The 25,513-nt window shown below is 41.1% G+C and carries 15 protein-coding genes; all 15 read right to left on the minus strand.

Going from position 1 to position 25,513, the window contains the following annotated elements; all coding sequences use genetic code 11:
• Positions 1-10 precede the first annotated feature (10 nt).
• Entirely contained in the window at positions 11-1,801 is a 1,791-nt protein-coding gene (locus JKG64_RS14930) for an alpha/beta hydrolase family esterase (RefSeq protein ID WP_210355131.1), read from the minus strand.
• A gap of 20 nt (positions 1,802-1,821) precedes the next feature.
• Positions 1,822-3,495, minus strand: coding sequence for a PKD-like family lipoprotein (locus tag JKG64_RS14935; protein WP_210355132.1), 1,674 nt, complete (start codon positions 3,493-3,495; stop codon positions 1,822-1,824).
• Between the two features lie 20 nt (positions 3,496-3,515).
• Positions 3,516-4,292 (minus strand): DUF4843 domain-containing protein, encoded by a 777-nt coding sequence (locus JKG64_RS14940; protein WP_210355133.1) that lies wholly within the window; start codon positions 4,290-4,292, stop codon positions 3,516-3,518.
• Between the two features lie 12 nt (positions 4,293-4,304).
• Entirely contained in the window at positions 4,305-5,717 is a 1,413-nt protein-coding gene (locus tag JKG64_RS14945; protein ID WP_210355134.1) for a RagB/SusD family nutrient uptake outer membrane protein, read from the minus strand.
• Between the two features lie 10 nt (positions 5,718-5,727).
• Positions 5,728-9,000: a SusC/RagA family TonB-linked outer membrane protein gene (locus JKG64_RS14950; protein WP_210355135.1), complete on the minus strand. Its 3,273-nt coding sequence runs from the start codon at positions 8,998-9,000 to the stop codon at positions 5,728-5,730.
• Between the two features lie 288 nt (positions 9,001-9,288).
• Positions 9,289-10,464 carry a FecR family protein gene (locus JKG64_RS14955; protein ID WP_210355136.1) on the minus strand — a complete coding sequence of 392 codons (1,176 nt, stop codon included), beginning with the start codon at positions 10,462-10,464 and terminating at the stop codon, positions 9,289-9,291.
• Between the two features lie 80 nt (positions 10,465-10,544).
• Positions 10,545-12,170, minus strand: a complete 1,626-nt coding sequence (locus JKG64_RS14960; protein ID WP_210355137.1) for a Na+/H+ antiporter — start codon at positions 12,168-12,170, stop codon at positions 10,545-10,547.
• A gap of 84 nt (positions 12,171-12,254) precedes the next feature.
• Positions 12,255-12,857 (minus strand): RNA polymerase sigma factor, encoded by a 603-nt coding sequence (locus JKG64_RS14965; protein WP_210355138.1) that lies wholly within the window; start codon positions 12,855-12,857, stop codon positions 12,255-12,257.
• Between the two features lie 133 nt (positions 12,858-12,990).
• The gene (locus tag JKG64_RS14970; protein ID WP_210355139.1) at positions 12,991-14,136 is read right to left on the minus strand and encodes an alpha-hydroxy acid oxidase; all 1,146 of its coding nucleotides are present in this window, start codon (positions 14,134-14,136) and stop codon (positions 12,991-12,993) included.
• 127 nt (positions 14,137-14,263) lie between these two features.
• Positions 14,264-14,479: a heavy-metal-associated domain-containing protein gene (locus JKG64_RS14975; protein WP_021068952.1), complete on the minus strand. Its 216-nt coding sequence runs from the start codon at positions 14,477-14,479 to the stop codon at positions 14,264-14,266.
• Positions 14,480-14,515: 36 nt separating this feature from the next.
• A complete protein-coding gene (locus tag JKG64_RS14980) occupies positions 14,516-16,735 on the minus strand; it encodes a heavy metal translocating P-type ATPase (RefSeq protein WP_210355140.1) in 2,220 nt (739 codons plus the stop codon).
• A gap of 82 nt (positions 16,736-16,817) precedes the next feature.
• On the minus strand, positions 16,818-20,165 hold the full coding sequence (locus JKG64_RS14985; protein ID WP_210355141.1) for a DEAD/DEAH box helicase: 3,348 nt from the start codon (positions 20,163-20,165) through the stop codon (positions 16,818-16,820).
• A gap of 133 nt (positions 20,166-20,298) precedes the next feature.
• Positions 20,299-22,392: a S9 family peptidase gene (locus JKG64_RS14990; RefSeq protein ID WP_210355142.1), complete on the minus strand. Its 2,094-nt coding sequence runs from the start codon at positions 22,390-22,392 to the stop codon at positions 20,299-20,301.
• Between the two features lie 4 nt (positions 22,393-22,396).
• Positions 22,397-23,755, minus strand: coding sequence for a TlpA family protein disulfide reductase (locus tag JKG64_RS23255; protein WP_210355143.1), 1,359 nt, complete (start codon positions 23,753-23,755; stop codon positions 22,397-22,399).
• 112 nt (positions 23,756-23,867) lie between these two features.
• On the minus strand, positions 23,868-25,511 hold the full coding sequence (locus JKG64_RS15000) for a RagB/SusD family nutrient uptake outer membrane protein (RefSeq protein ID WP_210355144.1): 1,644 nt from the start codon (positions 25,509-25,511) through the stop codon (positions 23,868-23,870).
• Positions 25,512-25,513 lie beyond the last annotated feature (2 nt).

A 25,513-nucleotide genomic window follows, 5' to 3' on the forward strand; every position in this document is an offset into this window, starting at 1 on the left:
TTAAATTTCATTACTTCGTGACCTTCTTTATAGGCCTTGTAGCGACATAAGCCGAATTATCTGATGCATTTGCCGTTAACGGATAATATCCATGCCAGCTCGGATTTGTATTAAAGTCGAAAGTCTGAAACTGCTTGGACGTACCATTCTTCAGCATTGTTGACGACAGATAATATGAACCGGAGGAAGATGCAATTTCCAACGCAGTACCGTGTGTCTTAAGCGCATTGTTAACAGCTGTAAGATTTGCGTCCAATGCTTTTAATTCGTCCACAGCAGGTAAATACCAACCAATGGTATTTCCAACAGATGCTTTATATTCATACGCGTACACAAATGCACTAGTCGTCGCTGTAAGTTTGGTAGCTAACGTCTTATTCTGAGCAATTAACGCCAAGGTATTACCATATCCATCAGTATAACTAGGGGTAAAGAAATTAGCTCCGACAGCACCAAACTGCTTCGTAGTATGCTCTAAGGCTATTATTTTAGCTTCCTTAATATTGGAAGGATTCACCCAGAATACAACACCCGTAGGTTTAAAATCAGCATCGTAGATTAAATCTCCTACCTCATAATATGCTTTAGGAGCTGCTAATGTATAAGGAAGTGAGAGACTAGCTGTCGAACCATTACCACTTACGCTTAACTTGATTTCTCCCTTACGATTAATAGTGGTAGCACCAAAGAAATCGTTAGGTGCCTTTACGTTGAGAATATTACCTGATAAAGTCACAGTCCAATCTGACGGTGCAGAAACGATACTAACAGAAGCGCCTTCACTATAGCGGATTTCGGATTTTAGCGTTTGGCCCTCAACCGCATCAAAGCGTTTTAATGCGGAGGTAATATAAAGACCAGACGAGCTTACATTCTTAGGATGAGCTGCCATAAACTCCCACATCAAAGGCATAATACGTGTCCAATTGATACTGTGCCCTTCGTCTTCGATCATAAAAAGCTCAATATCGCCTTTACCCCCATTCCATTTTTTGGTTAAATAAGGTTTATAATTATCAATATATAAAGTATCGCTGTACACTGCATCGGCAGGAAAATATCCAGCCACCTTATTTGCCCACACCGTAATATTATCAACTACTGCTGAAGCTATTACGGATTCATCTTTCTTAGCATTAAACGCTCTAATAGGTACAACTCTATTAGGTGCAACCTCGGAATCTTGAATTTTCATTTGTCCAGCGACTGGAACTGCGGCTGCAAATATATCCGATCTATAAAATGCCAGTACATATGAAAAGATGGCTCCACTGGAATGTCCACAGGTATAGATTCGGTTTACATCTATTTTCGGAGTCTGATTTTTGAAAAAATCAACCATCGCGTCGACAAATGGAAAGTGGTTGTCAGAATTTTGCCAATTGACAGCACTTCCAGTATCTTCACCTGCAGGAATCGCTATGATACAGTTTTGCTTAATCGCCAACTGTAATAGAGGTTGACTCATGGATACATTAGCGATAGGATCCTGCCCCGCTCCATAGCTCCCATGGAAATCAAAGATCAAAGAAATTGGTTTACTTTTGTCAATAGAAACCGGCATAAAATATTTAAACCTACGGACAGTTGCTATTCCCTTTGTTTCGACATCAAGTTTCACCAAATGTATACCCGGTTGCAGTTCACCCTCCGTTCCTCCTGGAGTAACAGCGACCGTATCATATTGATCTATTTCTACGTCCTTCTTCTCCTGTGACAAGTATTCACTTGTATCTTTAACACAGGACGAAAAGGCAAAAAGATAAAACAAAAGGAGTGAAAAATAGATTCTTAAATTCATTATCTTCATTACTATTTCTATTAAATATTATCAATTAAGGTAACTCCCCCATCAGATCGACCATCCCGAAAATTGGTCTGGTATTTAACCTTTACATCCACTGGAATACCTGAAATACCCTCATATTTTTCTTTTAGATTCAATCGTAAGGTCGTTCTGTCCAAATCAAAACGTAATACATCACCTTTAAGTTCTGTTCCACTACCTTCATTATCGGCACCATAACGAGATACGCCCAAAAGTAATGTCCCTTCTGATCTGGACACGCTCATACTGGTAATCTTAGCTTCGTTATCATAACCTAATGAACTGAGTGAAAGCACTTCATGACCGGTTCCTGGGACAGTTCCTGAACCTATGTCTAAGACATTATACTTGTATAACTTGTTTCCAGCTGTAAAAACTACATAAGGTGATGTCTTCATATTATAAAACTTACTTTCCTCAGTGGCTACACCTCCACTAACTTCCCCAGTCAAAGAATATTTCGTTCCAGCTTTGCCAAGTAATAGGAAACGTAGAGAACTTGATGATGATTTCAATACTGCATAAGAAGTTCCTGATTGACTCGTAGGAGATCCATAAATCAAATCGTACCCAGGAAATGCTTTCACATCCGTAGTTGGTATTTGCCGACTTATTCCTGAATTTGAATAAGAAAATCGTCCAACAGTACGGTCGAATACAATAAAATCACCCAAATCATAACTATGATTAAACATTGTACCCTTATCTACAGTGGGTGTCATAGTATGATAATAGCCAAAAGGTGAGAAATAGTTACTACGGCCATAGGCGCTCTTACCATTATATGCAAAACTAGGAGTCCAGTTATAACTACTTAGCGAACCGTAATAAAGCGCCCCTCCGGAAATTAATTGAAAATTTTCCATTTGCTGAATTCCACTACCGTATGGATTTTTACGCCATGTATAAATAGCTGATGCCATAAACTCGGGCTTATAGCCTTCTGTATCTGGTTTTGGATAATAAGCTGTTCTCGTAAAAGCATCCGCTTCTAAATAGGGTACTACATTTGGTTCTAAGGTACCTTTATCAATCAAAGCCAACTGATTGTCTACCAAAACCAGAACCCGTCCATTTCTATTCGCAAATGGAGCATTATTGGTTTCTTCTACAGGCAAGGTCGCTTCCAACATCAAAAAGTTTAAACGCTGCGGATTGGTTCCTAACGGCTTTCCAAAGCGAGATTCATAATAGTTAACAACCCAATTAGACGGTTTATCCAGCCGCAGATAAGAAATCTCTGCCTTCCCATTGGATTTACTTAACACCATAATCAAATCGCCTGCAGTAGAAGAAGACACATTTACTTCAAAACGGAAGTAGCTCTTCACTTTAGTCTCTTTATCTTCTACTATAAAACGGGATACCTTATTTCCAGGAAGCAATTTTATTACCGTAGCTAACTCCGCACTTTGTCCAACCTTCTTACTATCAATCTCCCATAAATAATTAAACCTACTCGTATCGCTATAAAGTGTACCTTCGAGTTTTGGACTTATTTTTAAACTATCGTCCATATCTAAAGCATACTGTCTTTCTATTCCATCTATTTTTATTTCATTAATTTCCTGATAATCCTCAGGGCCGGTACCGAGATCTTTATAACAGGAACTCAACAACAAGGCTCCCATAAAGATTCCCCAAAATTTATTATGTATAGCTATCATATCTACTATCTTTATTACAATTAATTATTTTGCTCAACTAACCGATCAATATAAATACGTGCTCCAGTCTCATCATCAAAAGTCGGTTCGCGCTCTAGATAATTACGTAAAGCTTCAAAATATTCTCTCCCCCCATTATTGAAATTGAACGGTTCTTTCTCCTTATTTGCCCATTTTTCATTAAAAGAAATCAAGATCTTCCATTTTTTAGGATGATAAAACATTAAAGAGCCTACTCCATCCCACCATTTTGGTTTTACGAGATAGTTATTCATATACAGATGGGTGTACAAACCATCTTTCATACCCAAATTAAAGTCTTCTGTAGCCTCCATGTCCAATGTAAGGCGATAATCTACAGGATTAATAAAACTGGTCCCTAGATCTTTCCTTAAAACAACAATGCTGAGTGTATCTTTTCTTCGTCCTGCACGAAAAGTCTGCGTCGACGAAAAAGGCTTATAATGTACACCTTCTTTCGCTGTAGTCGAATCTGGATTAATACGCACTCTGTATGTTCTATCCTTATTGGAAACATCACCGAGAAATTCTACAACAATCTTAGCGGTATCCTCTTGGACTTCGTCATCTGACATACCAAAAGATAATGTAGTACGATCAAAATAAGTTCGTCGATAAACAGTGGCCTGTCCTTGAGTTACCGTATCTTCTTTAAAATACTTAAATTGGATACGCGATTTTTCTGTATACAAGTTATCTATGGATTGATCGCAAGAACTTAAATTTATTACGATAACAAAAAACGACAACAAGGTTAAAATATATATACTTTTCATAATAAAGTTTTCTTAATTACGGTGTCCGTTTTCAATTTCTTTTCGTGGCATTGGAAACACAAATATGTCGTCACTTGGTGGCAATACTCCGATTGTGCCACTATTGATTGGAATGCCAAGATTGAGTCGTTTGTATACATACCACAACTGTCCCTCGCCTACCATTTCGCGCTTCAACTCATCAAATATATACTCCATAGTAAGGTATCCCCATGGTGCATTATTACGAATACGATGATTACGTAACTCATTGATGTATGCCTGTGCCCGCATATCGTCTACTCCTAGATATGCTTCTGCCAAAATCAAATACATCTCTGATAACTTGATCATAGGCATCTTACGAAAAATATTCTTTGTATTATCAACGGTAAACTTCATGAAAGAACCATCTACTGTAGAAAACCATTTGATATTACGGATATCATCATTATTGCCTTCATACCATTGAAACCGACTTCCAAAAGTGAGAAGTGCAGCCTTACTTCCACCTGACTCTGGTGTTGATGAAAAATGCAAAGCTTTACTATAATCTGAAATCTTTCTATTCCGCAACGAAAAGATATGCTCATCAGAGAATAGAATATCTATTTCTTCATCAGGCTTGTCAGCACTAGCAAAGTTCAACAGTTTAAACCGATTTGACTCGATTACCTCCTTGGCATATTTTATCGCGTTGTTTTTATCATTTCGCATCAAACTGACACGTGCCATTAAACCTTTGACAGCGAATAGATTCATTCGTGCCACGTATTTATCCGCATCGTTTTTATTAGTCATCTCGTAAGGTTTTACACCTATAATTGGATCATCTGCAAGTAACCTTTCAGCTTCTCTAAGATCATCCATAACTAATTGAACGCATTGTTCAACCGTATAAATCGGAGGAAGTGATACACCGAATTGTGTATTGTAAGGAATCCCTTGCGCCTTTGGAGAACGCTTAACATCTGGAGCAAAGAGACGAACTAAATCAAAGTGTAGATAGGCACGTAAAGCATAAGCCTCCCCTAACACCTGACTTTTTACTTTCGGTGTCAGCACATCTACATCTTTCTCTGCCCAATAAATAATATTATTAGTTGCACTGATAGCCGTATAAAGCTTATTCCAAATACCCAAGAAAGTAGATTCTACTTTTTCATCTTTATAATCAAATGCTTTTAACTTTTCGTAATCAGCTGAAATACTATTGTAGTTATAATATTGTGCCAATAGATCCAACACCTCCATACTAAGACGCTTACCATACAAGTTCTCACTAGCCATCGCACTGTACACTCCGGCAAGAGCTTCTTGATAACCTTGCTCCGTACTAAATAACTTTTCCTGTGGAACCTTATCTGCCAGCTCCACATCCAACCACTTGTTGCACGCAGAAAAAAGAAAAACACAGCTTAGTAGTATTAAATATTTTATCTTCATATCTATAGTATTAGAAAGTCAAGTTAAGTCCCAATGAAACAGTCTGTGCATAGGGATAAGTCGTACCGCGTTCCATTTTTACAGTTGAGAACCGGAAAAGATCACTTGATGTCACCATAATTCGCGCACGCTCCATTCGTAAATGTTCTAACGTTCTTTTCGGGAGATCATAAGTCAACGTTAAAGTTTGTAATCTTAAGAAATCATTCCGCTGCACCAAACGTGTTGTCTGATAAGGAGCTGATGTGTCATCAATCCGCCTATATAATGTAACATCTCCTGGTTGCTTCCAACGCTCGTACAAAACTCTTCTATCCGCATTAAAGCGCGGATCGGAACCTTCTACCTTTTGCGCTAACGTGGAATTATAAATTTTTGCACCATATTCATAGGCTAAAATAAAATACAGGTTAAAGTTTTTGTAGATTAGATTAGACTGGAATGTCCCCATCCACTTTGGATTCATATCACCTACTATGATTTTATCTTTTGCATCATATTTAAAAGTAAGATCTCCGTTAAGTTTTCTATAAATCTCATTACCAGTCATTGGGTCAATCCCAAGGGATTCCACGACCATCAATGCACTTTGTGAACGCCCTGATTCGTAGGCACGTAATGGCTTAGGACCTGTTACATTCTCTTCCTTATTGGCTTCTTCGTTCATCGCTTCCAAAGCATTAGACAGTTTTACAATCTTGTTTTTATTGGTAGCTGCACCTAAGGTGAAATTCCAAGTGACCGGACTGTTCCCGCGTAAAACATTGAAACGAAGACGCATGTCCATCCCTTTGTTTTCCATTGCGCCTAAATTCTCGGTATAGCTAGTGAATCCAGTAGATGGAGCAACGTCGATTGGCAATAAAAGGTTTTGCGTTTGCTTAATATAAGCATCAACATTTAACACCAATAAATTGCGGAACATGGTCCAGTCGGCACCAAGATTAGTCTGTAACGTGTTTTGCCATTTCAAGGCAGGATTTCCATAACCTAGTAGTTGCGCGCCGTAGAAGCCATTGTATTCGTAGTCGGCATTATAGCTGTATTTTGTCAACGCTTGATCCGCTGAAAAATTGACCGATCCTGTACTACCGACTGATCCCCTTATCTTTAATGTACCATCGCTCTTCCACCAGGCCTCACGATCAACATTCCAAGCAGCCCCAACCGACCAAAAAGGAGCAAAACGAGATTCTCTTCCAAAACGGCTAGAGCCATCTGTACGGAATGATAAATCCACAAAGTATTTGTTGTCATACCCAACATTGGCATTTCCAAAAAATCCAATCATCCGTGACTTATCTAAACGACCATTAGGAGTTGAGTTTTCCTTGAATTGTTGTGCATATTGAATAAAATTCAAGTTGTCAGATAGAAACCCTGTAGCCGTATAGCCTTCTCCAATCTGAGATAAAGTAACTGTATTCGCTCCGACTCCAATGTTGGTAGATATCTTATCTAAAAAGACTTGATTATAGGAAGCTGTTACTGTACCGTCAAAATTAATATCATCCTGATCAAAAATAGTATAGCTACCCTTATTTTCACTTTTCAATTCTTTGTCAAAAATCGAAGAAAACGGTGAAATGTATTTTTCTTCCTTAGTCAATTTTTTACTTAATGAAGCACGTCCCGTTACCCTAAAATTAGAGCTGACACGCCAATCCATATTAAAATTGTCTTGTACCTCTAGGTAACGATTGTAATCTAAATTAGGTAAGGATGCATCCACCAATGGATTCATTGTATTATTGAATTCGTAATGACGAATCATCTCTCCTGTTGTTCGATCATAGATCCGATCAATAGGATTCATTCGTGCATACGAACTGAAGGACCCATATGGGGAATTAAAACCTTTAACATTATTAACCGTCACATCATTACGAATCAAGAAATTGCTTTTCGGATAATAGTTAAAGCTAACGTTAATCCCATAGCGATCCCTTCCTGATCCTTTCATCACTCCCTTATCTTTATCATAATTAAGTGTAATTCCGTAACGAAAACTACGGTCACCACCCTCTACAAAAGTACTGTAACGCTGATTGACAGAAGTCGTGAGTGGTTTTGACAACCAATAAGTATCAACACCTCGAACAACCTCTGCAAGACGGTCGCTGTATTGCATATCTAATAGAAACTGCTCCTCTCGTCCAAGACTTTTATACAACCCTCCTAATCTTTCATACTCTAATTTTTCCCAAGAATTCATCAAGTTGTAATCTCGAAGATCTGGAACGGATACATTCGAATTGGCATTAAAGGATACCCGAACGGCGCCTTCTTTGGGTGGAATAGTCGTTATAATAATAACCCCATTCGCACCACGGGAACCATATAGAGATGTAGCAGACGCATCACGAAGAATAGCAAAAGACTCGATACGATTCATATCCAAGTCGTAGATACGTGTAGCAGACACTTCAATACCGTCTAATAAATATAAAGGCGAGTTTGGATTACTTCGCGCATCATCGGCACTAGACCGTAAATCAAAGCCATTCTCCCCACGAATGGTAATATCGGGAACCCGATTTGGATCGGAACCAAACTCTAAATTAGGTGCTACACGAATTGATGGATCGAAAGCATTTAACGCCTGCATCAAGTTTAGTGACCCTACTTTTTTCAGATCTTCACCCGACACCACAATCTGTGATCCTGTAGCACTTTCCTTTGTACGATTGAAGTAACCCGTCGAGACAGTCACTTCTTCAATGCTACTAGAAGACTTTAACACAACAGTCATCTCCTTCTTGGCTTTGACTATCTGTTTTTCATAGCCCACAAACGAAACAATTAGATTTACCCCTTCTTTGGGTACCTTCAGTTCGAATTCGCCATTATTACCACAGGTACATCCTAGCTTCTGTCCCTCTACTTGTACTGTGGCACCAATTAGAGGTTTTCCATTCTCATCCGTAATTTTTCCTTTAATAATAACCCCATCCTGAACTTCTACATTACGTACAACAGAATGATCTTTTTCTTTAGGCAACAGTACAATGGTTTTTTCTTCTATCCTATAAGTCAATCCCTTGGTAGCTAAAATATCTTCTATAGCTTTCGACAAAGGGGCATTACTTAAATCTACAGAAATGCTACTTTCTAGGTCTAACATTCTAGAATTGTAGAGAAACCCGTATCCTGTTTGTTTGGTTACTGTGCGTAGAGCATCTTTTATTTTTACACGCTGTCCTTTTAGTGTGACTTGCTGCGAATACACAGAGGCACTGAGATGTAACAGCGGAACAAGCGTTAAAACTCCAGTTAATTTCATAATTCTCCAGATTTTTTGTGTCCTCGATCGATAACTGTCCGATTGGTCAATCGGAGAGGACAAATTAATACGGCATAGCCACCTTGCAAAAGGTGCTTTTTTATCCGAGTAGATTTGCATACTTTTGGTTAAGAGTTAGTTAATAAACAGTATAAAATGGGTAGAGACGACCTCTAATATCAGTCCCGATGGCCGTCGGGACTTTTTTATATTTTTTCGTCGTGTAAATTGTTATATCACATAGGCATCTTCTTCATTTTTTAGGTTTTTAATATAAGTTGTTAGTTTTTATTTTTTAAAACGGGATACAAGCACTCTTCTTTCCTTAATATCAAAAGTCAGTTGCTGTGAGGCGCTCAATATCCGCAGAACCTGATCGATATTTTCTTTTTTAGGTACCATTCCCCCAAATACACAATCACTATAATCTCCCTTTTCGAAAGCAACATCAACATCATACCACCTCGAAAGCGTCTGCATAATCTCCCTAATATTGCTATTATCAAAACTAAACATCCCTTCTTTCCAAGCTAATAAACTTCCTAAATCCGGAATATTATCGACACCTAAACCTCCTTGTTTCTCATTCCATAGGCACATCTGCCCTGGACGTAACTCGACCTGGCGCCCACCGGCAGAAACCGCCACACGTCCCTCGATAAGACTCGTTTTTACAATATGTTGATCGGGATAAGCATTGATATTAAAATGGGTTCCCAGCACTGTAATAGTCTGCTGTCTCGCCTGCACGATGAAAGGTTGCCCTTGCTTTTTAGCAACTTCAAAATAAACTTCACCAGTGATCTCGACACTACGTGTACCTTTATCGAATTGAGTAGGAAAGGTAATAGATGATTCTGCATTAAGCCATACTTTGGTTCCATCTGCCAATACTACGGCAAACTGCCCGCCTCGAGGCGTACTCAATGTGCGTTTTCCAATATCCTTTTGCGAAGCTGGCAGATCTTCGGTATTGAAAGTCATCATACCTCCACTGTCTTTAGTCAAAAAAAGGTCTCTAGCATCATCATCAACTAAACTGTCTAAATCTAAAACACGACCATCTTCGAGATGAAGAATCGCCCGATCATCACCTGGTAATATAGTAGAATACATAGAATCGCTCGAAACAGACTCTGAATCCCCATAATGCAGTCCCAACCAACCACCAACGCAGAGCAATACCGCAGCGGCTGTACCGATACTCCAATAAATACGTTTTACTTTTCGTCGGGCACCACGAATACGATCATGTAATGCCACTGAAACACGAGATAGAATAACTTGTTCACTAGCAATAGGAGCATCTTCTTCCCCCTCGAACTCGGCTAAAATCAAGTTACGTAAATACGTGGAGTCATTTTCTTCTTGAAAATGATCCAACAGTTGGAGGAGTTCGCTAGACGATGCTCGTCCCGCAAGATATTTGGAAAATAATTCTTTTAGATTCGTTTCTTGTTTCAAACTGATTAGGTTCTTTATAAGCTAATACGGGGATGTATTAAAAAGTACCTACTCTAAATTTACTTTTTTTTAATAAAATATTATTCAACTATATCCGATGCTATGCTAGCTGCCCCAAATCGTTTCATTTCCTGCAGAATAGTTGCTGTCCAAAAATCTAATTCTAACTCTTTTTTCCGGATTATCTCCAATGAAAAACGCCCTTTCTGATAACTATCTGCGAGTTCGCGCCGCTGATAATCGACCAGACTTAACTCAAGCTGTAGATAAGCTCCTTTTTGGGCAATCTGCTCGGCTAACATAACCGGCTCTACACGGCCGTCAATCAGCTCAGACTCTTCCGCCTCCAACTTGGAAACCATAGTTTTAATAGCACTTTCGGTAAGATGTCCCCGTATAGGGATATTGGCCAAATAAGAGATCGATCGGTCCAGCAACAGCAGGTTCAGAATATGCTCATCTTCTATCTTTTTGTCCACGGGTTTAATCAACTTAATCAATCGGGACAGCGTAAGTCCCTGTATCAACAAAGTGAAAATAATAACCACGAAAGAAACAAAAAGCACCGTACTCCGCTGCTCGATCAACAGCCCCCGCCCATCAGTAAATGGCAATGCTAATGCGGCTGCCAATGAAACAACCCCACGCATCCCTGACCAGGATAGAATAAGATATTCCTTCCCCGATTCTGCATATATCCCCATAGTATGGGCAGACCTGCTAAATGAAAAAGCAGGAATAGCAAAAAGCACCAATAACCGGACGGCTACGAGAATCAAAAATATCAGAAACCCATAGCATACTAAAGGGAAAATTTCAGGCGAAGGTATATCAGCGAGTATGCTTGGCAACTGCATACCTAAAATAAGGAAAATCAGACCGTTCAAAATAAATATAATGACATCCCAAATATGCCCCATCTGAATTCGGCTAGCAGCAGTAAAGATGGCAAAAGAATGCCAAGAAAGATACATCCCCAAAATGACAACAGCTAGCACGCCAGAAAAACCAAGATGCTCGGAAAGACTATAAGTCGCAAAAGGCAATAAGACAACGGCAAATGTTTCAACATTGCTATCATTACGAAGGAAAGCATATATTTTGAGAAAGAGAAACCCGACAGCAATACCAACAAAAACACCTCCCAAACTGATGTACAGAAACTGCCATCCGGCATCCCATAATGAAAAAGCTCCTGTCATAACCGCTACAACAGCACATTTATAAGCAATTAATGCAGAAGCATCATTCAGTAAGCTCTCCCCCTCTAATAGGACAATCAATCGCTTGGGCAGAACTATACTTTTGGTAATACTACTAGCTGCCACCGCATCGGGCGGAGATACAATAGCCCCAAGTACAAACGCCAAGCCCCAGCCAAACCCAGGTAACACATGATGGACAAAAATAGCAACGATAGTGGTGGTAAGAAATACGAGGATAACAGCGAGAATGGATATTTTCGAGAACTCCTTCTTAAAATCGGGAATAGAAGTATTCCAGGCCGCATCAAATAAAACAGGCGGTAGCACCACATAAAAAATCATCTCCGGACTGATATCTATAGTAGGTAATAAACCTGTCAGACTCAACAACAGACCTACAAGTACCAACAAGATAGGAAGTGCTAGTTTTACTCGCTCCTTGACGGAAATAATAACAATTAAAATAATAGATATCCAGATAATTTTCTCTAACTCTTGCATGTCTCCTCTATTAGACCGCAAAAGTAATTAGCCAAAACTCACCGACTATTGACCTAAGTCAAAAAGGAAATGTCTAACCCATCTTTATTTTAAAAGATCGAACATGGCAAACGTTATCAAAAAAAATAGAAAAGGGAACTCTTTCTTAAGAATACTGTTCGCCTTAGTAAGATGGTTATTGATAGTGGATTTGCTAATCCCTAGCAACTGAGTTATCTCCGCATAGCTCTTACCTTCTAATTTAAAAAGGATGTATACTTGCCTACATTGGGGGGGGAGCTTATCGATAGCCCCCATTAGTCGCTCTTCTGTCTGCTTAAAAATAATATCCTCTTCAATATGTCCATATAGTTCGGAGTAATTGCGTACAAATTCTGCACGGTACCGCTCATCAACACTTTGCTTCCGGAAATAATCGTAGACTAGATTTTGAGCTATTTTGAACAGGTAGCCCTTAAAAGATTGATTGACATCGATCTGCTCCCGCTTCTCCCAGACCCGGAAAAAGAGATCCTGCAAGAGCTCTTCGGCAGTGTCAGCCTGTCCAAGGAGACGTATCAACCGGCCCAATATCCGGGGACTATATTCTGTGTAGAGTGTGTCAAATGCGGCATAATTTCCTCTCTTCAAAAGCAATAACTGCTCTTGCTCCTCCATATCACTACTAAAACTATTCCTCCTGAACATGTGGCCTTTGCTATTTGTCTCATCACGTTGCCTCTACTGATACAACCGATTGGAGGTCAAATATAAATCATATTCAAAAACAATACAAGTCTATTTTCGTCTAGGTTAAATAACCCATTACGTAACTACCGTCTCACTGCAACCGATCTGGAAACTGCTCTACTTTTTCAATACTCAATTGCTGCATCAGTTGGTACAGTTGAGCTTTTAACAAATTAATAGTATGGGTACCTCCTGTTTCTCCCAATGCTCCTACACCATACATAAACGGTCTTCCCATAAAGTTGAATGCAGAACCTACAGCATGCGCTCTTCCTAAATCCACCCCCGAACGGATACCTCCATCCAACATAATCGTCATCTGCTTTTTATACCGTTCATTACTAGCTAGATACATCATCGAATGTATAGAAGACTCTGCGGCATCTAACTGCCTGCCTCCATGATTGGATACAATAACCCCATCTACACCAATATGTAATGCGTCTTCCATATCTTCTTCCGTAGCTATACCTTTCAATACCAGCGGTCCCTTCCAGATATCGCGGATAGCCTTGATCTTATCAACAGTAACTTTACCTGTAAACGTGCGATTCATAAACTGACCGAGCTGTGCCAGATCGAGTCCTTTTTCCATATAAGGCTTTAACGTAGCAAATGAAGGAATACCATGTTGTAAAGTCTTGATTCCCCAAGTCGGACAGCGTATCGCCTGTAATATCGTAGAAGGCGTTAACTTCGGTGGCATGGATAGCCCACTTTTTATCTCTCGATAACGGAGTCCGAATGAAGGCACATCGACCAGCACGACCAATACGGGACATTCAACATTCTTCAATCGTTGCAAAATATCATCACGCAAACGATTTTCAGTAGGATGATACAACTGAAACCAAGCCTTACCATCCGAAACTTCAGCTATGCGTTCAATACTCGCTGTAGATACTGTGCTAAGGATATAAGGGATGTCCTGATCCGCGGCGGCTCGCGCAAGTATCTCCGGAGCATTGGGCCACATAAGCCCCTGTAAACCGATCGGTGATATACCAAAAGGAGCACTATATTTCTTACCGAAAAGCTCTACAGACATATCTATCGCACCGACTTCCTGCAAATAACGGGGCTTTAGTAAAATTTGATCAAAATCATTCTCATTTCGAAATAGATTCAATTCTTCGTTACAGCCACCCTCTAAATAATCAAATGCAAATTTAGGTATACGGGATTTTGCCTTTTTCTTCAGGTCCGCTATGGAGGGGTATTGTGGGTTATATAACATATTGGTATAGTGACAAATTGAATTATAAAAATAGATTTTTTTTCGATTTTCACCTAACACAATATTACCCAATCGATACGTATTATTAACACCGCAGAAGCTGGGAAGCTCCTGCGGTGTTCTATACTTAAATTTGCTCGATATTAAATCCGGCTTCTTTGACAATTTCTACGACCTTGTCGGCACTAACACTGTCCGAACTTACCGTAAGGACTTTATCCTTATTCGTCGTATCTACTTCCCATGATGCGATACCTTCGACTTTATCCAAGTGTGGGGTCACTTTCGTAACACATCCACCACAGTTGATATTCGTTTTAAATTGAAATTTTTGAGTTTCCATTGTATTATTGATTTATGAGTATTTAAATAATTGTGTTTATTTTTTCAGTTTGAGACGTAAACTATTGCTCACCACACTGACGCTGCTCAGCGCCATAGCCGCCCCCGCAATCATTGGATTCAACAAGAAGCCATTGATCGGATAGAGTAATCCCGCAGCCAAGGGAATACCAATTAGATTGTAGATAAAAGCCCAGAACAGATTCTGCTTTATCGTCGCCACGGTCTGCTTAGAGATTTTAATCGCTTGCGGGATTTTCAACAAATCGGACGAGATGATCGTCATCTTGGCCACATCCATTGCAATATCCGATCCTTTGCCCATTGCGATACTAACATCTGCTGTCGCCAGTGCACTACTGTCATTAATCCCATCACCGACCATCGCTACAACATGGCCCTGAGCCTGTAACTCTTTTACAAAATCGGCCTTTTGATGCGGTAACACTTCCGCCCGATAATCTGCAATCCCTGTTTGTACGGCAATCGCCGCTGCCGTCGAGTGATTATCTCCAGTCAGCATGTACACCGATATACCTTTGGACTGAAGCTCTTTAATCGCTTTTTTGGAGGTATCCTTGACCTTGTCCGCGATAGCCATAATCCCAAGTACACTATGCTCATTGGCAAACCAGATAACCGTCTGAGCCTTATCAGCCCAAGTAGCGGCCAGTTCTGACACCTCTTTAGGAATCTCTATCTGGTAGCTAGCTAGAAGAGCAGGATTGCCCACAAGGTACTTCTGCCCATTTAAAACAGCCTCTACACCTTTGCCCGTAATACTCTCAAAACGATCTAAAGGTATCGAATTATAACCTTCTAAATGATGGACAACCGCATCGGCCAAGGGATGTTCTGATTTCCGCTCGATAGAAAAAAGCACCTGTTTTACTTCCGAAGCTCCCTCTTTCCAATATTCGGAAACGACTTTCGGCTTACCTTCTGTTATCGTACCGGTTTTATCCAAAACTATCGCGGTAATATTTTTTGACAACTGTAGACTTTCAGCATCCTTAATTAATATCCCGCTTTCAGCGGCTTTACCTACACCTACCATAATAGCTGTTGGAGTAGCCAGTCCCAGCGCACAAGGACAGGCGATAACCAATACGGTGACGGCTGATATTAATCCCATTACCCAGGCATTATCTCCTCCTAGCACGCCCCAGAGTATCGCTGTCACGATTGCAATACCGATTACTATAGGTACAAAGACTGCTGCAATCTTATCTACCAACTTCTGCACCGGAGCTTTGGAACCCTGTGCATCCTGCACCATCCGGATAATCTGTGCCAACATGGTATCTTTACCCACCTTGTCCGCCTTAAATTGAAAACTCCCTTTTTGATTGATAGTTCCTGCATACACCCGGTCTCCCTCTTTCTTTTCTACCGGAATAGGTTCACCGCTCAACATACTCTCGTCGACAAAGGAGACCCCACCATTGACACGACCGTCTACAGCGATCTTCTCGCCCGGTTTTACCAGTACAGTATCCCCAACCACCAACTGTTCGATCGGAATAAGCTGTTCCTCGCCATTGGACAAAATGACCAATACGGTCTTGGGCTGCAATCCCATAAGCCTTTTAATAGCAGAAGAGGTATTGCCTTTTGCTTTTTCTTCCAATAGCCTTCCCAATAAGATAAAAGCGATAATAACAGCGGCGGCTTCAAAATACACATGCGCCTCGACTCCTCTCTTGGTCAAAAAGTCCATCGCTACCATATTAAACAGACTAAATACGTAAGCGATACCTGTACTCAGTGCCACTAAGGTATCCATATTCGCTTTTTTATGCTGTAGCTGTTTCCAGGCATTGACAAAAAAATCTTTCCCAAACCACAGTACAACCGGTGTAGAAAATACCAGCATGATCTCATTGGCATAAGGCATATTCATAAAGAACATACCGATAACGACTACAGGCAAAGAGAGCACGATAGCACCTATCGTCTTACGCTTCAAGTCTGCATATTTTCGTTCATGGATTTCTTCCAGCACTTCCTGCTGTTTCTCTTCCTCCGCAACCAGTATATCGAAACCGATCTCCTGGAGAGCCTGCTGCAGTTTCGCAGGATCGTCATGCCCTTCCTTAAAATTGACCGTAACCGTAGCCGTAGCAAAATTGACAGATGCATCTATGATTCCATCCACGGTCTGCGCCATGCTCTCTACGCTCGAAGCACAGCTCGCACAGCTCATATTCAGTACCGGAAAGGATTTTTTTATTTGTTTTGTTTCTATTACTTCCATAATCCCATATGTATTTTAACCTTACAAAGGTGGGCAATCATTGCTCGATTGTATTATAGTATTTGGGAAATGTGTTATAGAATTACGAAGATGCTAATGCCAACAGGTCTTCTTTGGAAAGACTATTGAACCAGTTTGCATCGGTACCGACAAGGTCACTCGCCAGCTTTTGTTTGCGCTGTTTGAGGTCAATTATTTTTTCTTCAATGCTGTTGGTACAGATAAGGCGTACCGCTGTCACTTTTTTATCCTGCCCGATACGGTAGCTCCTATCAATAGCTTGATTTTCTACCGCCGGATTCCACCAGGGATCCACCAGATACACATAGTCGGCTCCCGTTAGATTCAACCCTACCCCTCCTGCCTTCAGGCTGATAAGAAATACACGGATGGAATCGTCATGCTGGAACTCCGAAACGATGACTTTTCGGTTTTTAGACTGCCCTGTAAGATAGGAATAAGCAATATTATTTTGATCCAACCGCTCTTTTACCAAATCCAGCATCCCTACGAACTGCGAAAAAACAAGTATTTTGTGCGCCCCCATCTTACCCTTTATCTGCTCTACGAGCACATCTATCTTAACACTATTTGAGGAGTAGTACCCTTCCTGCAATAGTGCGGGCGAGTTGCATAACTGCCTAAGTCGGGTCAGCGAAGCCAGAACATGTAGACGGTCCTGATCCAACAGGTCAGCATTGGTGCCGTTGATATAGTTGCGGACTTCCTCTTCATACGCCGAGTAAATAGTACGTTGCGCTTCGCTCATATCGCAATAAATGACGGACTCCGTCTTATCTGGGAGCTCGTGTAAGACCTGCCGCTTGGTCCGTCGCAATATAAAGGGGGCAATCTTTTGCTCGAGCTCTATCGCCCGTTGTCTGAAATCGAACTGATCTATTGGTGTAGCATAGGTATCTTTGAAAAACTGCTTATTGCCAAGCAACCCAGGACAAGCGAAGGAAAATAGTCCATAAATATCAAAAGTACCGTTCTCTATAGGGGTACCTGTCAGAACAATCCGATTGTCTGACTTTAAAATATTAACGGTCTTATAGCGTTCTGAATTCGGATTTTTTATCAGCTGTGCTTCATCAAGAAATACATACCCAAAGGATTGCGTTCTAAAAAAGCTAATATCCGACGAAAGTATACCGTAGCTGACTAGAATGACATCATAATCTGTGAGTAGCCGTTCTTTTTTAGACCTCGGCATCGCATTATAATTAAGCACGCGCAGGCTAGGTGCAAAACGGGCAAGTTCGTCCTCCCAATTGAACAACAACGAAGTGGGTAAAACAATAAGGTGAGGATTTGCACTTGATCTAGCCCTGAGGTGCAGCAAAAAAGCGATAACCTGAACAGTCTTCCCAAGTCCCATATCATCAGCAAGACAACCACCAAAGCCAAAACGGTCCAAGAAACAAAGCCAGTTAAACCCTTCCTGCTGATAGTCCCGTAAGGTAGTTTGCAGGCCAACGGGGACTTTCACCACTGGAATAGAGGTTGCTTCTAAAAAATCATGCTGGAGGACGGCGAGTTCTTCACGCACTTCGTTGGCTAACACATCTTTCTCAAAATACGCTGCTACTTCAGAAAAACGGATTTTGGGTATATGCAACAGTTCCTTTTCCAGCTGTGCCATACTAAAGTAACGGCTTATTCTATCCATCCACTCATCGGGCAACAGTCCTAATGTACCGTCATCCAATTGGACAAATTTGCTTTTATTTCGAAAAGCGCGCTGAATCTGCCGTATTCGAGCTACCTGTCCGCCAAAATTGATTTTGACATGTACATTGAACCAATCTTTACCGCTATTTACTTTGATATCGACTTTCCCTTTATAAGGATTAATTCCTGTTCCGCCCAGCTCTTGAAACCCTAAAATGGTAATACCTGCTTCACGCCAGGACTCAAATGCGGCTAAGAACCAGGAATCATCGAAAAACTTATCCTTGTGCAAGTAGAAATACTGCGCGTACTGCAACTGTTCTTCAAAATCGGGATGCTGACTGAGTATGGCAGCGGTAAAACGGTCTTCGTATTCCGAATCGCGGTTCCGTTTGAATCTATTGCCGCCCGCATCCAAAACATAGAGCTGTTTACGCGAATAGACCGGTATTTCAGAATCATCGTAACGAACCACCGGTGTAAGCGAGATAAAGGTGCCTTCTTTTTGTAAATACAGCAAACACTCCATCTCTGGTTTATCATCCCCGACCGTTGCAGAAAGGGCTTTATGGATATAGGCGTATTCGATGTCGACATAATCCTCTATGGGATCCAAAAACTGCTTCGCAAAAGCATCGTATTTCGAACTGTGTATCAACAGCGTTTCATTATTACTTTTTAAAAACTGTAGGACACGCAACAGATCACGATCAGGCACATAGATGTACTGCTGTTTAAAAAAGATAAAGCAATCGTTTTTTAAGACCAGTTCGGATATGGGCACAATGGCCCCTAAAACAGATAATGCGCTATTGACCTCGTAAAATGGTTCTTTCTTGAGGACTTTTAATTTTAACTCGGGCTTGACAACAGCGAGTTTCACAGGAAGCAGACTTTTCACAGCGATACTCTCCGAATAACTCCTATCATGATAATACACATCTAGCCCAATAGGGTTGGATGCAATAATCTTTAATGCGAGTATCTCGGTGGCGCTGGCTTCGCCCTCAAACCTATTCTGATAACTAAGCAAGGCCGTCAAAAAACGAACGTTATCCATACTATTGTCCTGTAATAATTGTTTCGTCAGGTCTACAGGAGTCAATGGATTTTTCAATTTGCCCTGTTGTGATGTCTCAGCCTCAAATAACAGGAAATTGACCTGATCGTAAAACCGGTGCTTGCTCAACACCAATATCCATTTTTTTACATCACTTTGGGATAGATAAACAGGTACAGGAGAATCAGTCCTGGCAAAGGAAGCTTGCTTTAAAAACGATTGGTCCACACGCAGTAACTCCTTTTGCTTGCTAAAGATCTGTAGTTTACCCTCTTCAAACTGTAATTGAAAATAGGCGTCCATATCCGTTTCATGCTCTAGTCCGTATCCCCTAGCAAGGCTACGAAGCCGGGCATCGCGGACCTTAGGATCAAAAAACACACGTAGCTCCTCGCGCTTGAGAATAGCATCCAACACTTCAAACTGATGGACGCATAGCTTATCAGACTGGATGCCACAGGTACAAGTCAACGCTACGGTATCCCTTTCCTGCGAAACGCTGACCTTCGGATAGTCAAGCTCCCCTACATCTTTCGTAAAAACAGCTTCATTCACCTTCATATCCAATGGAACGAAAAGTGCACTATCTTCTAGTGCTAGACCACTAACACCTACTGACAGATGACGCATCAAATCATAAATAGAACATGTCCCTAATGAGATGTTCCTAAGAATGACGACGTGTATTTGCTCCATGCAGTTATTGGGTTCTTATTCCAGCTGTTGTTTATACCGTTGCAATATCCTACTATTTGTGCAGAATACAGCTATGGAGGGCATAAAAAAAGGAGGTGCTCAACGCACCTCCTAAGGAAAAACCAAATTCTGATTAGGGTATCATATAAGTCTCGGTAAAACTTTTTTCCATCTCCCTAGAGTGAACGGATTTGTTTCGCATAAAGAACCATCCATGTGCGGCATTCGGATAAAGCATCAACTCAAATTGCTTCCGCTCCTCTTGCAGTGCATCGACCAAACGAATCGTATTGCGCATATGCACATTATCATCCAACGTACCTTGTGCAATGCTCAACTTACCCTGAAGATTTTTAACATAGTGTAGCGTACTGGAAGTGTAATATCCCTCCGGATTTTCTTTTGGCGTATCCATAAAGCGTTCGGTATAAGCCGAATCATAGAACTTCCAATCGGTAACCGCCCCTCCTGCTACCCCCGCTTTGAATGTTTCAGGCGCTTTAAGCAGCGCCATTACAGTGATGTATCCACCGTAACTAAAGCCTTTTATCCCTACATACTCAGGATCTATAAAGGGGTATTTTTTCTTTATTTCTTCGACGACGAAAGCATAATCTTTCACTTCCCAGTCTCCAAGGTTACGATGCATATAATCTTGTCCTTTCTTACCGAAATGTCCAGATCCTCTATGATCGATCTGCACACGTATCATATTGAGGGTATCCGCCATCGGGTCACCAAATCCTCCGTAATAGCCATCCCGCACCGTACCTGCATTCGGACCTCCATAAATCAATACCATCAGTCCGTGTTTACGATTTGGATCAAGCTTGGCTGGAAATGAGATGCGCGCAGGGAGCTCGAAGCCATCAACTGTCTGGAATCTCAACAGCTCTGTCCTAGAAGCCTGCCCCTGTAAGCGATCATAATCCTTTCCTTTACTATCGGCGAGCTCACGGATTACTTTGCCTTTGTTATCGAGAATAGCGATACGCTCAGGCGTCTTATAGTTGCTATAACTGCTAATAAAATAGCTAGCATCAGGAGAAAGTTGCGTTTTGTGTGTATATTCTCCAAAGGTAAGCCGATCTATCTGTCCGTTCTTTAAACTTACTTTGTACAAGTCATCGCGGGTAGAGTTCTCCCGATTGCCAGTGATATACAATACACCTTCTTTCTCTTGAACCTTATCGATACTCTTCACAGTCCATTCACCCGTCGTCAAGGGACGTACCAGTTTTCCACTTCTATCGTAAAGATAAAGGTGCATCCAGCCCGTCTTGTCGGATTGAACCAAGAACTGCTTACTATGAGGCAAGAACGTAATTTTATCCTTTTGATCTATAGCTACCCACGTTTTTTGAGTTTCAGCATAGATACTACGTTTCTTACCCGTGCGTGGATCTACGGCAGAGACAACTAGCGAGTCCTGACCTCTATTCAACCATTGTACGTAAAGCTCATCGGACTCGGGGGTCCATAATGGCTGCCCAAAATACTGATCTTCCTTGGGATCATAGTCCGCCCAAATCACCGCATCCTTTTCTAAATTGTATATTCCAACACTGACATCGGGGTTTTTATCTCCTGGAAGCGGGTAATAAACAGGAACCTGTATAACGTGTTGCGCCGTATCCACCGCCATATAATGAACAGGGACCTGCGTATCGTCAAAACGCATAAAGGCTATTTTCTTGCTATCAGGGCTCCACCAAAAAGCACGGTAGTTCATGTCTCTACCAAGAATCTCTTCGTTATAGATCCAGGAAGACCAGCCATTATATATAGCTGCTGCTCCATCGTTTGTCAGCTGCTTGACTTCGCCCTTATCGATATGGTACAAAAAGAGATTGCCCCCTTTCGTATAAGCCAGATGGCTCGAATCAGGAGAAAGCGTGGTATTCTGCATATCCCGTAATTGAACCTCTTTCTTCCCATTCCTTGCCGCAATGCGTACATCTCCATTCTTGGCAACAGAAATAGCACTCGGAGTATAGCTTGTAGGTACCTGTTTAGTTTGTTCTTTACCAGTCTTAACATGAATCACTACATTTTCCGAGCCTGTCCCTGTGGAGGATTTCCGAAAGAATGCATAATGATTGTTATCTTCCCATCTGTAGTTGCTCAGCCGATTGACGTAATCATAAGGTGAGTTGCTCGGGACCTGTGCTACCGCAACGCCTATTCCACAGGCACCAATCACTGCTAATGTTTTAATCCAACTCATTCGATTACTTTTTAAGCTCTGCCTCCAACATTTTCTTTAACTCAGGATCGCTAGGTCTAGGTGCGTCCGATGTCACAACCTTGCCCTCTTTGTTGAATACCATAAAACGTGGAATTCCTTTGATTTTATAATCTTTCGTAATCTTCGAATTCCACCCACCAGCAAATAACTGTACTCCGCCCAGGCGTTCGTCCTTGATCATTTGCTTCCATTTATCTTTGTCCTTAGCCTCATCAACGGATACCGATATGATAACGATGTCTTTACCTTTTACGGCTTCTTCCAATTCTCTCAATGCAGGAAACTGTGCCTTACAAGGACCACACCAGGTAGCCCATACATCTACTAGAACGACTTTCCCTTTATAATCACTCAGAGAAATTTGCTTGCCATTGGCATCAGGATAAGTAAAATCAGAAGCTTCTTCACCCGCTTTACTCTGATAGAGTTTAGCTCCTAAATCTTCTAATACCACCTTCTGTGTAGGAACATCAAAATATGATGCGTTTTTCTCCGTAAATGCCGTAAACTGATCATAGGTCTTGATTATAGGTAGACGCCCTTTTATTAAATAAGAGGCTTTTTGCTCATTTGTACTAAGGTAGGGTAATAAAACCTCGTCATCTTTGATATCATGCTGCCGCGCGATATACCCTATATACATACCTACGAAACGTTCACCGTAAAGATATTTCATCACGTTGTTACTCGCGAACTTATCTTTTTGTACAAGCGTAGAATAAATAGCTGGTCGTTGCACCGATGCGTCAGGATGTGCTGTACGGGGGGTACTCAGAAAGTTGAGCGCATAGAAATCCATGCTCATACGTGCATAATCCTTCATCAAAGCGTTAAATGCTACATTTTTGGTATTGACCTGCTTTTGAAAATCCGTAACAATTTTGTCGGCATTTTCCATTGCTGGAAAAAAATCAACATATGTACTTCTTGATTTATTAAAATAAACAGCTTTACCTTTTATCTCATTACTCAATGTGTTCCATTGCTGTAACTGTTGGTTTTCTTCGGAAAGACTTCCCAATAGCTCACTCTGTACCCCTGTGATATTCATTTGAATGTTCTCTCCCTTCTTGATATAGAAATCAAACTGGCCATCCATCAGTGAGGGAGCTCCAACAGCATAGAAGCCTTCATAACTCGGTGTAAATAAAAATCCGTAGCTACCATCTGCCCCGATGTCTGTCTTAGCAATAGAAACCGGTGCTCCATGCTCAATGCGCATCAGCTCTATACTTGTATAGCGTACAGATCCTGGCTCGATGATCCCTTGAATACTACTCATCTGAGCCATTAAGCTACTTCCTGCAACCATACTGATTACCGTCAATATTATTTTTTTCATCTGTTTAAATTTGTGTTGAAGCCATCAGATTTACTCATTCTCTTGTGTAAATGAATAAATCTTAATGGTTTCTTAGTTGTTATTTATTATATTATTTTTCTTGTCTCTGAAATTATTCCCAACCTGGATTTTGTGTTAACTTGTTCCCTGGCTTGATCATTTCCGTCAATGGAATCGGGTACAAATAATGCTTGTTCAAAAATATCCGCTGTTTCGCTATATTTTTGATCGTATAAGTCTTAACGTTGGTTGTAGGATTACGTACAATCTCCATCTTCTTGATGGGATTGGTTGTTGTGCTGAACAGCTGCGTTGCCAATTTCCAACGTTTTACATCGTGAAATCGGAAGTCTTCAAATGCCAACTCTATACGTCTTTCCTGGCGGATCGCCTCACGCATCTCGTCCTTGGATAAACCTCCCCTTAGATCTGGCATCTGTGCACGACTCCGCACTTTGTTGATTGCCTCATAAACTGTAGCATCCGGTCCCGCACTTTCATTCTGCGCTTCAGCATAGTTTAATAAGACCTCCGCATAACGCGCTAAGATCCAGTTTTGTGAAGAACGTACATTTGCGTCCGCAAACTGAATACTTTCGTCCGTAAATTTCTTTAGATAATACCCTGTATTACTGACCCAACCACCGACCATACCTCCAGAAAGTGTCAGATCCAGTCCCCCATTATAGAGTTGCATGGCCCGGCCTCGAAAACTAGCCCCATCGTACAAAACAGTCGCTGCAAAGCGTGGATCACGACCTACGTACGGATTGTTCGGGTCATATCCCGAATTCGGATCACTGATTGACAAACCTGTCGCCTGCATCTGATAAGCATCCACTAGATTCTGGGTAGGTAGCGTCCCTCCACGTCCGCCAAATGCGGGCGGTTGATTATTCGAGTCAAACAGATGTCCTCGCTCTGACCTGTTTTCGTTATGCTGAACGGAGAGAATTATCTCCGTATTCATCTTATTTTTACTCGAAAATACAGCAGCGTAATCCACTGGTAAATTATAAATTCCTAAATCCATAATATCCTGAGAGGTTATGGCAGCATCTGCCCAACGCTCGGCTATCATTTCGACACGGGCTTTGTAAACTAATGCGGCCCCTTTGGTAATTCTTCCCCAATCGGAAGCGGCATAACTCTTTGGTAATACCTTGGCTACCTCCTGAAACTCCTGAATTAAAAAATCCTGAAAAGCCGTAAGTGACGCACGCTCTACAAATGCCTCCTCATCAATCGATTCCTGTGCAGTGGTAATAATGGGTAATGGCCCAAACCATTGCATCATGTCATAGTAATAGTATGCCCTCAAAAAACGAACTTCCGCCTTCATACGCTGATTCAGTTCCTGATTACCGGGGACCTGATCAACTTTCTGGATGAACTCATTCGCTCTACGGATAAAAGTCCAACGGTCAGAAGTCCACATTCCATTCAAAGGCGAATTACTGGCATCATAATTACCCAACCAATAGGCATTAAACGCAGCACCGTTCACCTCGGCATCATCCGTCAGATTGGACAATAAATTACCATTGAATACACTCGCACTATAGTGCGGCAACGAAAAACCGGAGCTTAGTTTGGAATAAAAATTGGCCGTATATACCAATACCATATCCTGATTTTGCCACATCAGAACATCAGTCACCTGATCTGGCGGTGTAATATCCAAAATACTATTACAACTGCTCAGGCTCAAGCCTATAGACAATAACCCGATATATTTTATTTTTCTTAAATTCATTT

This window comes from Sphingobacterium tabacisoli, from assembly GCF_017908035.1.
In the GTDB taxonomy this organism is placed as follows: domain Bacteria; phylum Bacteroidota; class Bacteroidia; order Sphingobacteriales; family Sphingobacteriaceae; genus Sphingobacterium; species Sphingobacterium tabacisoli.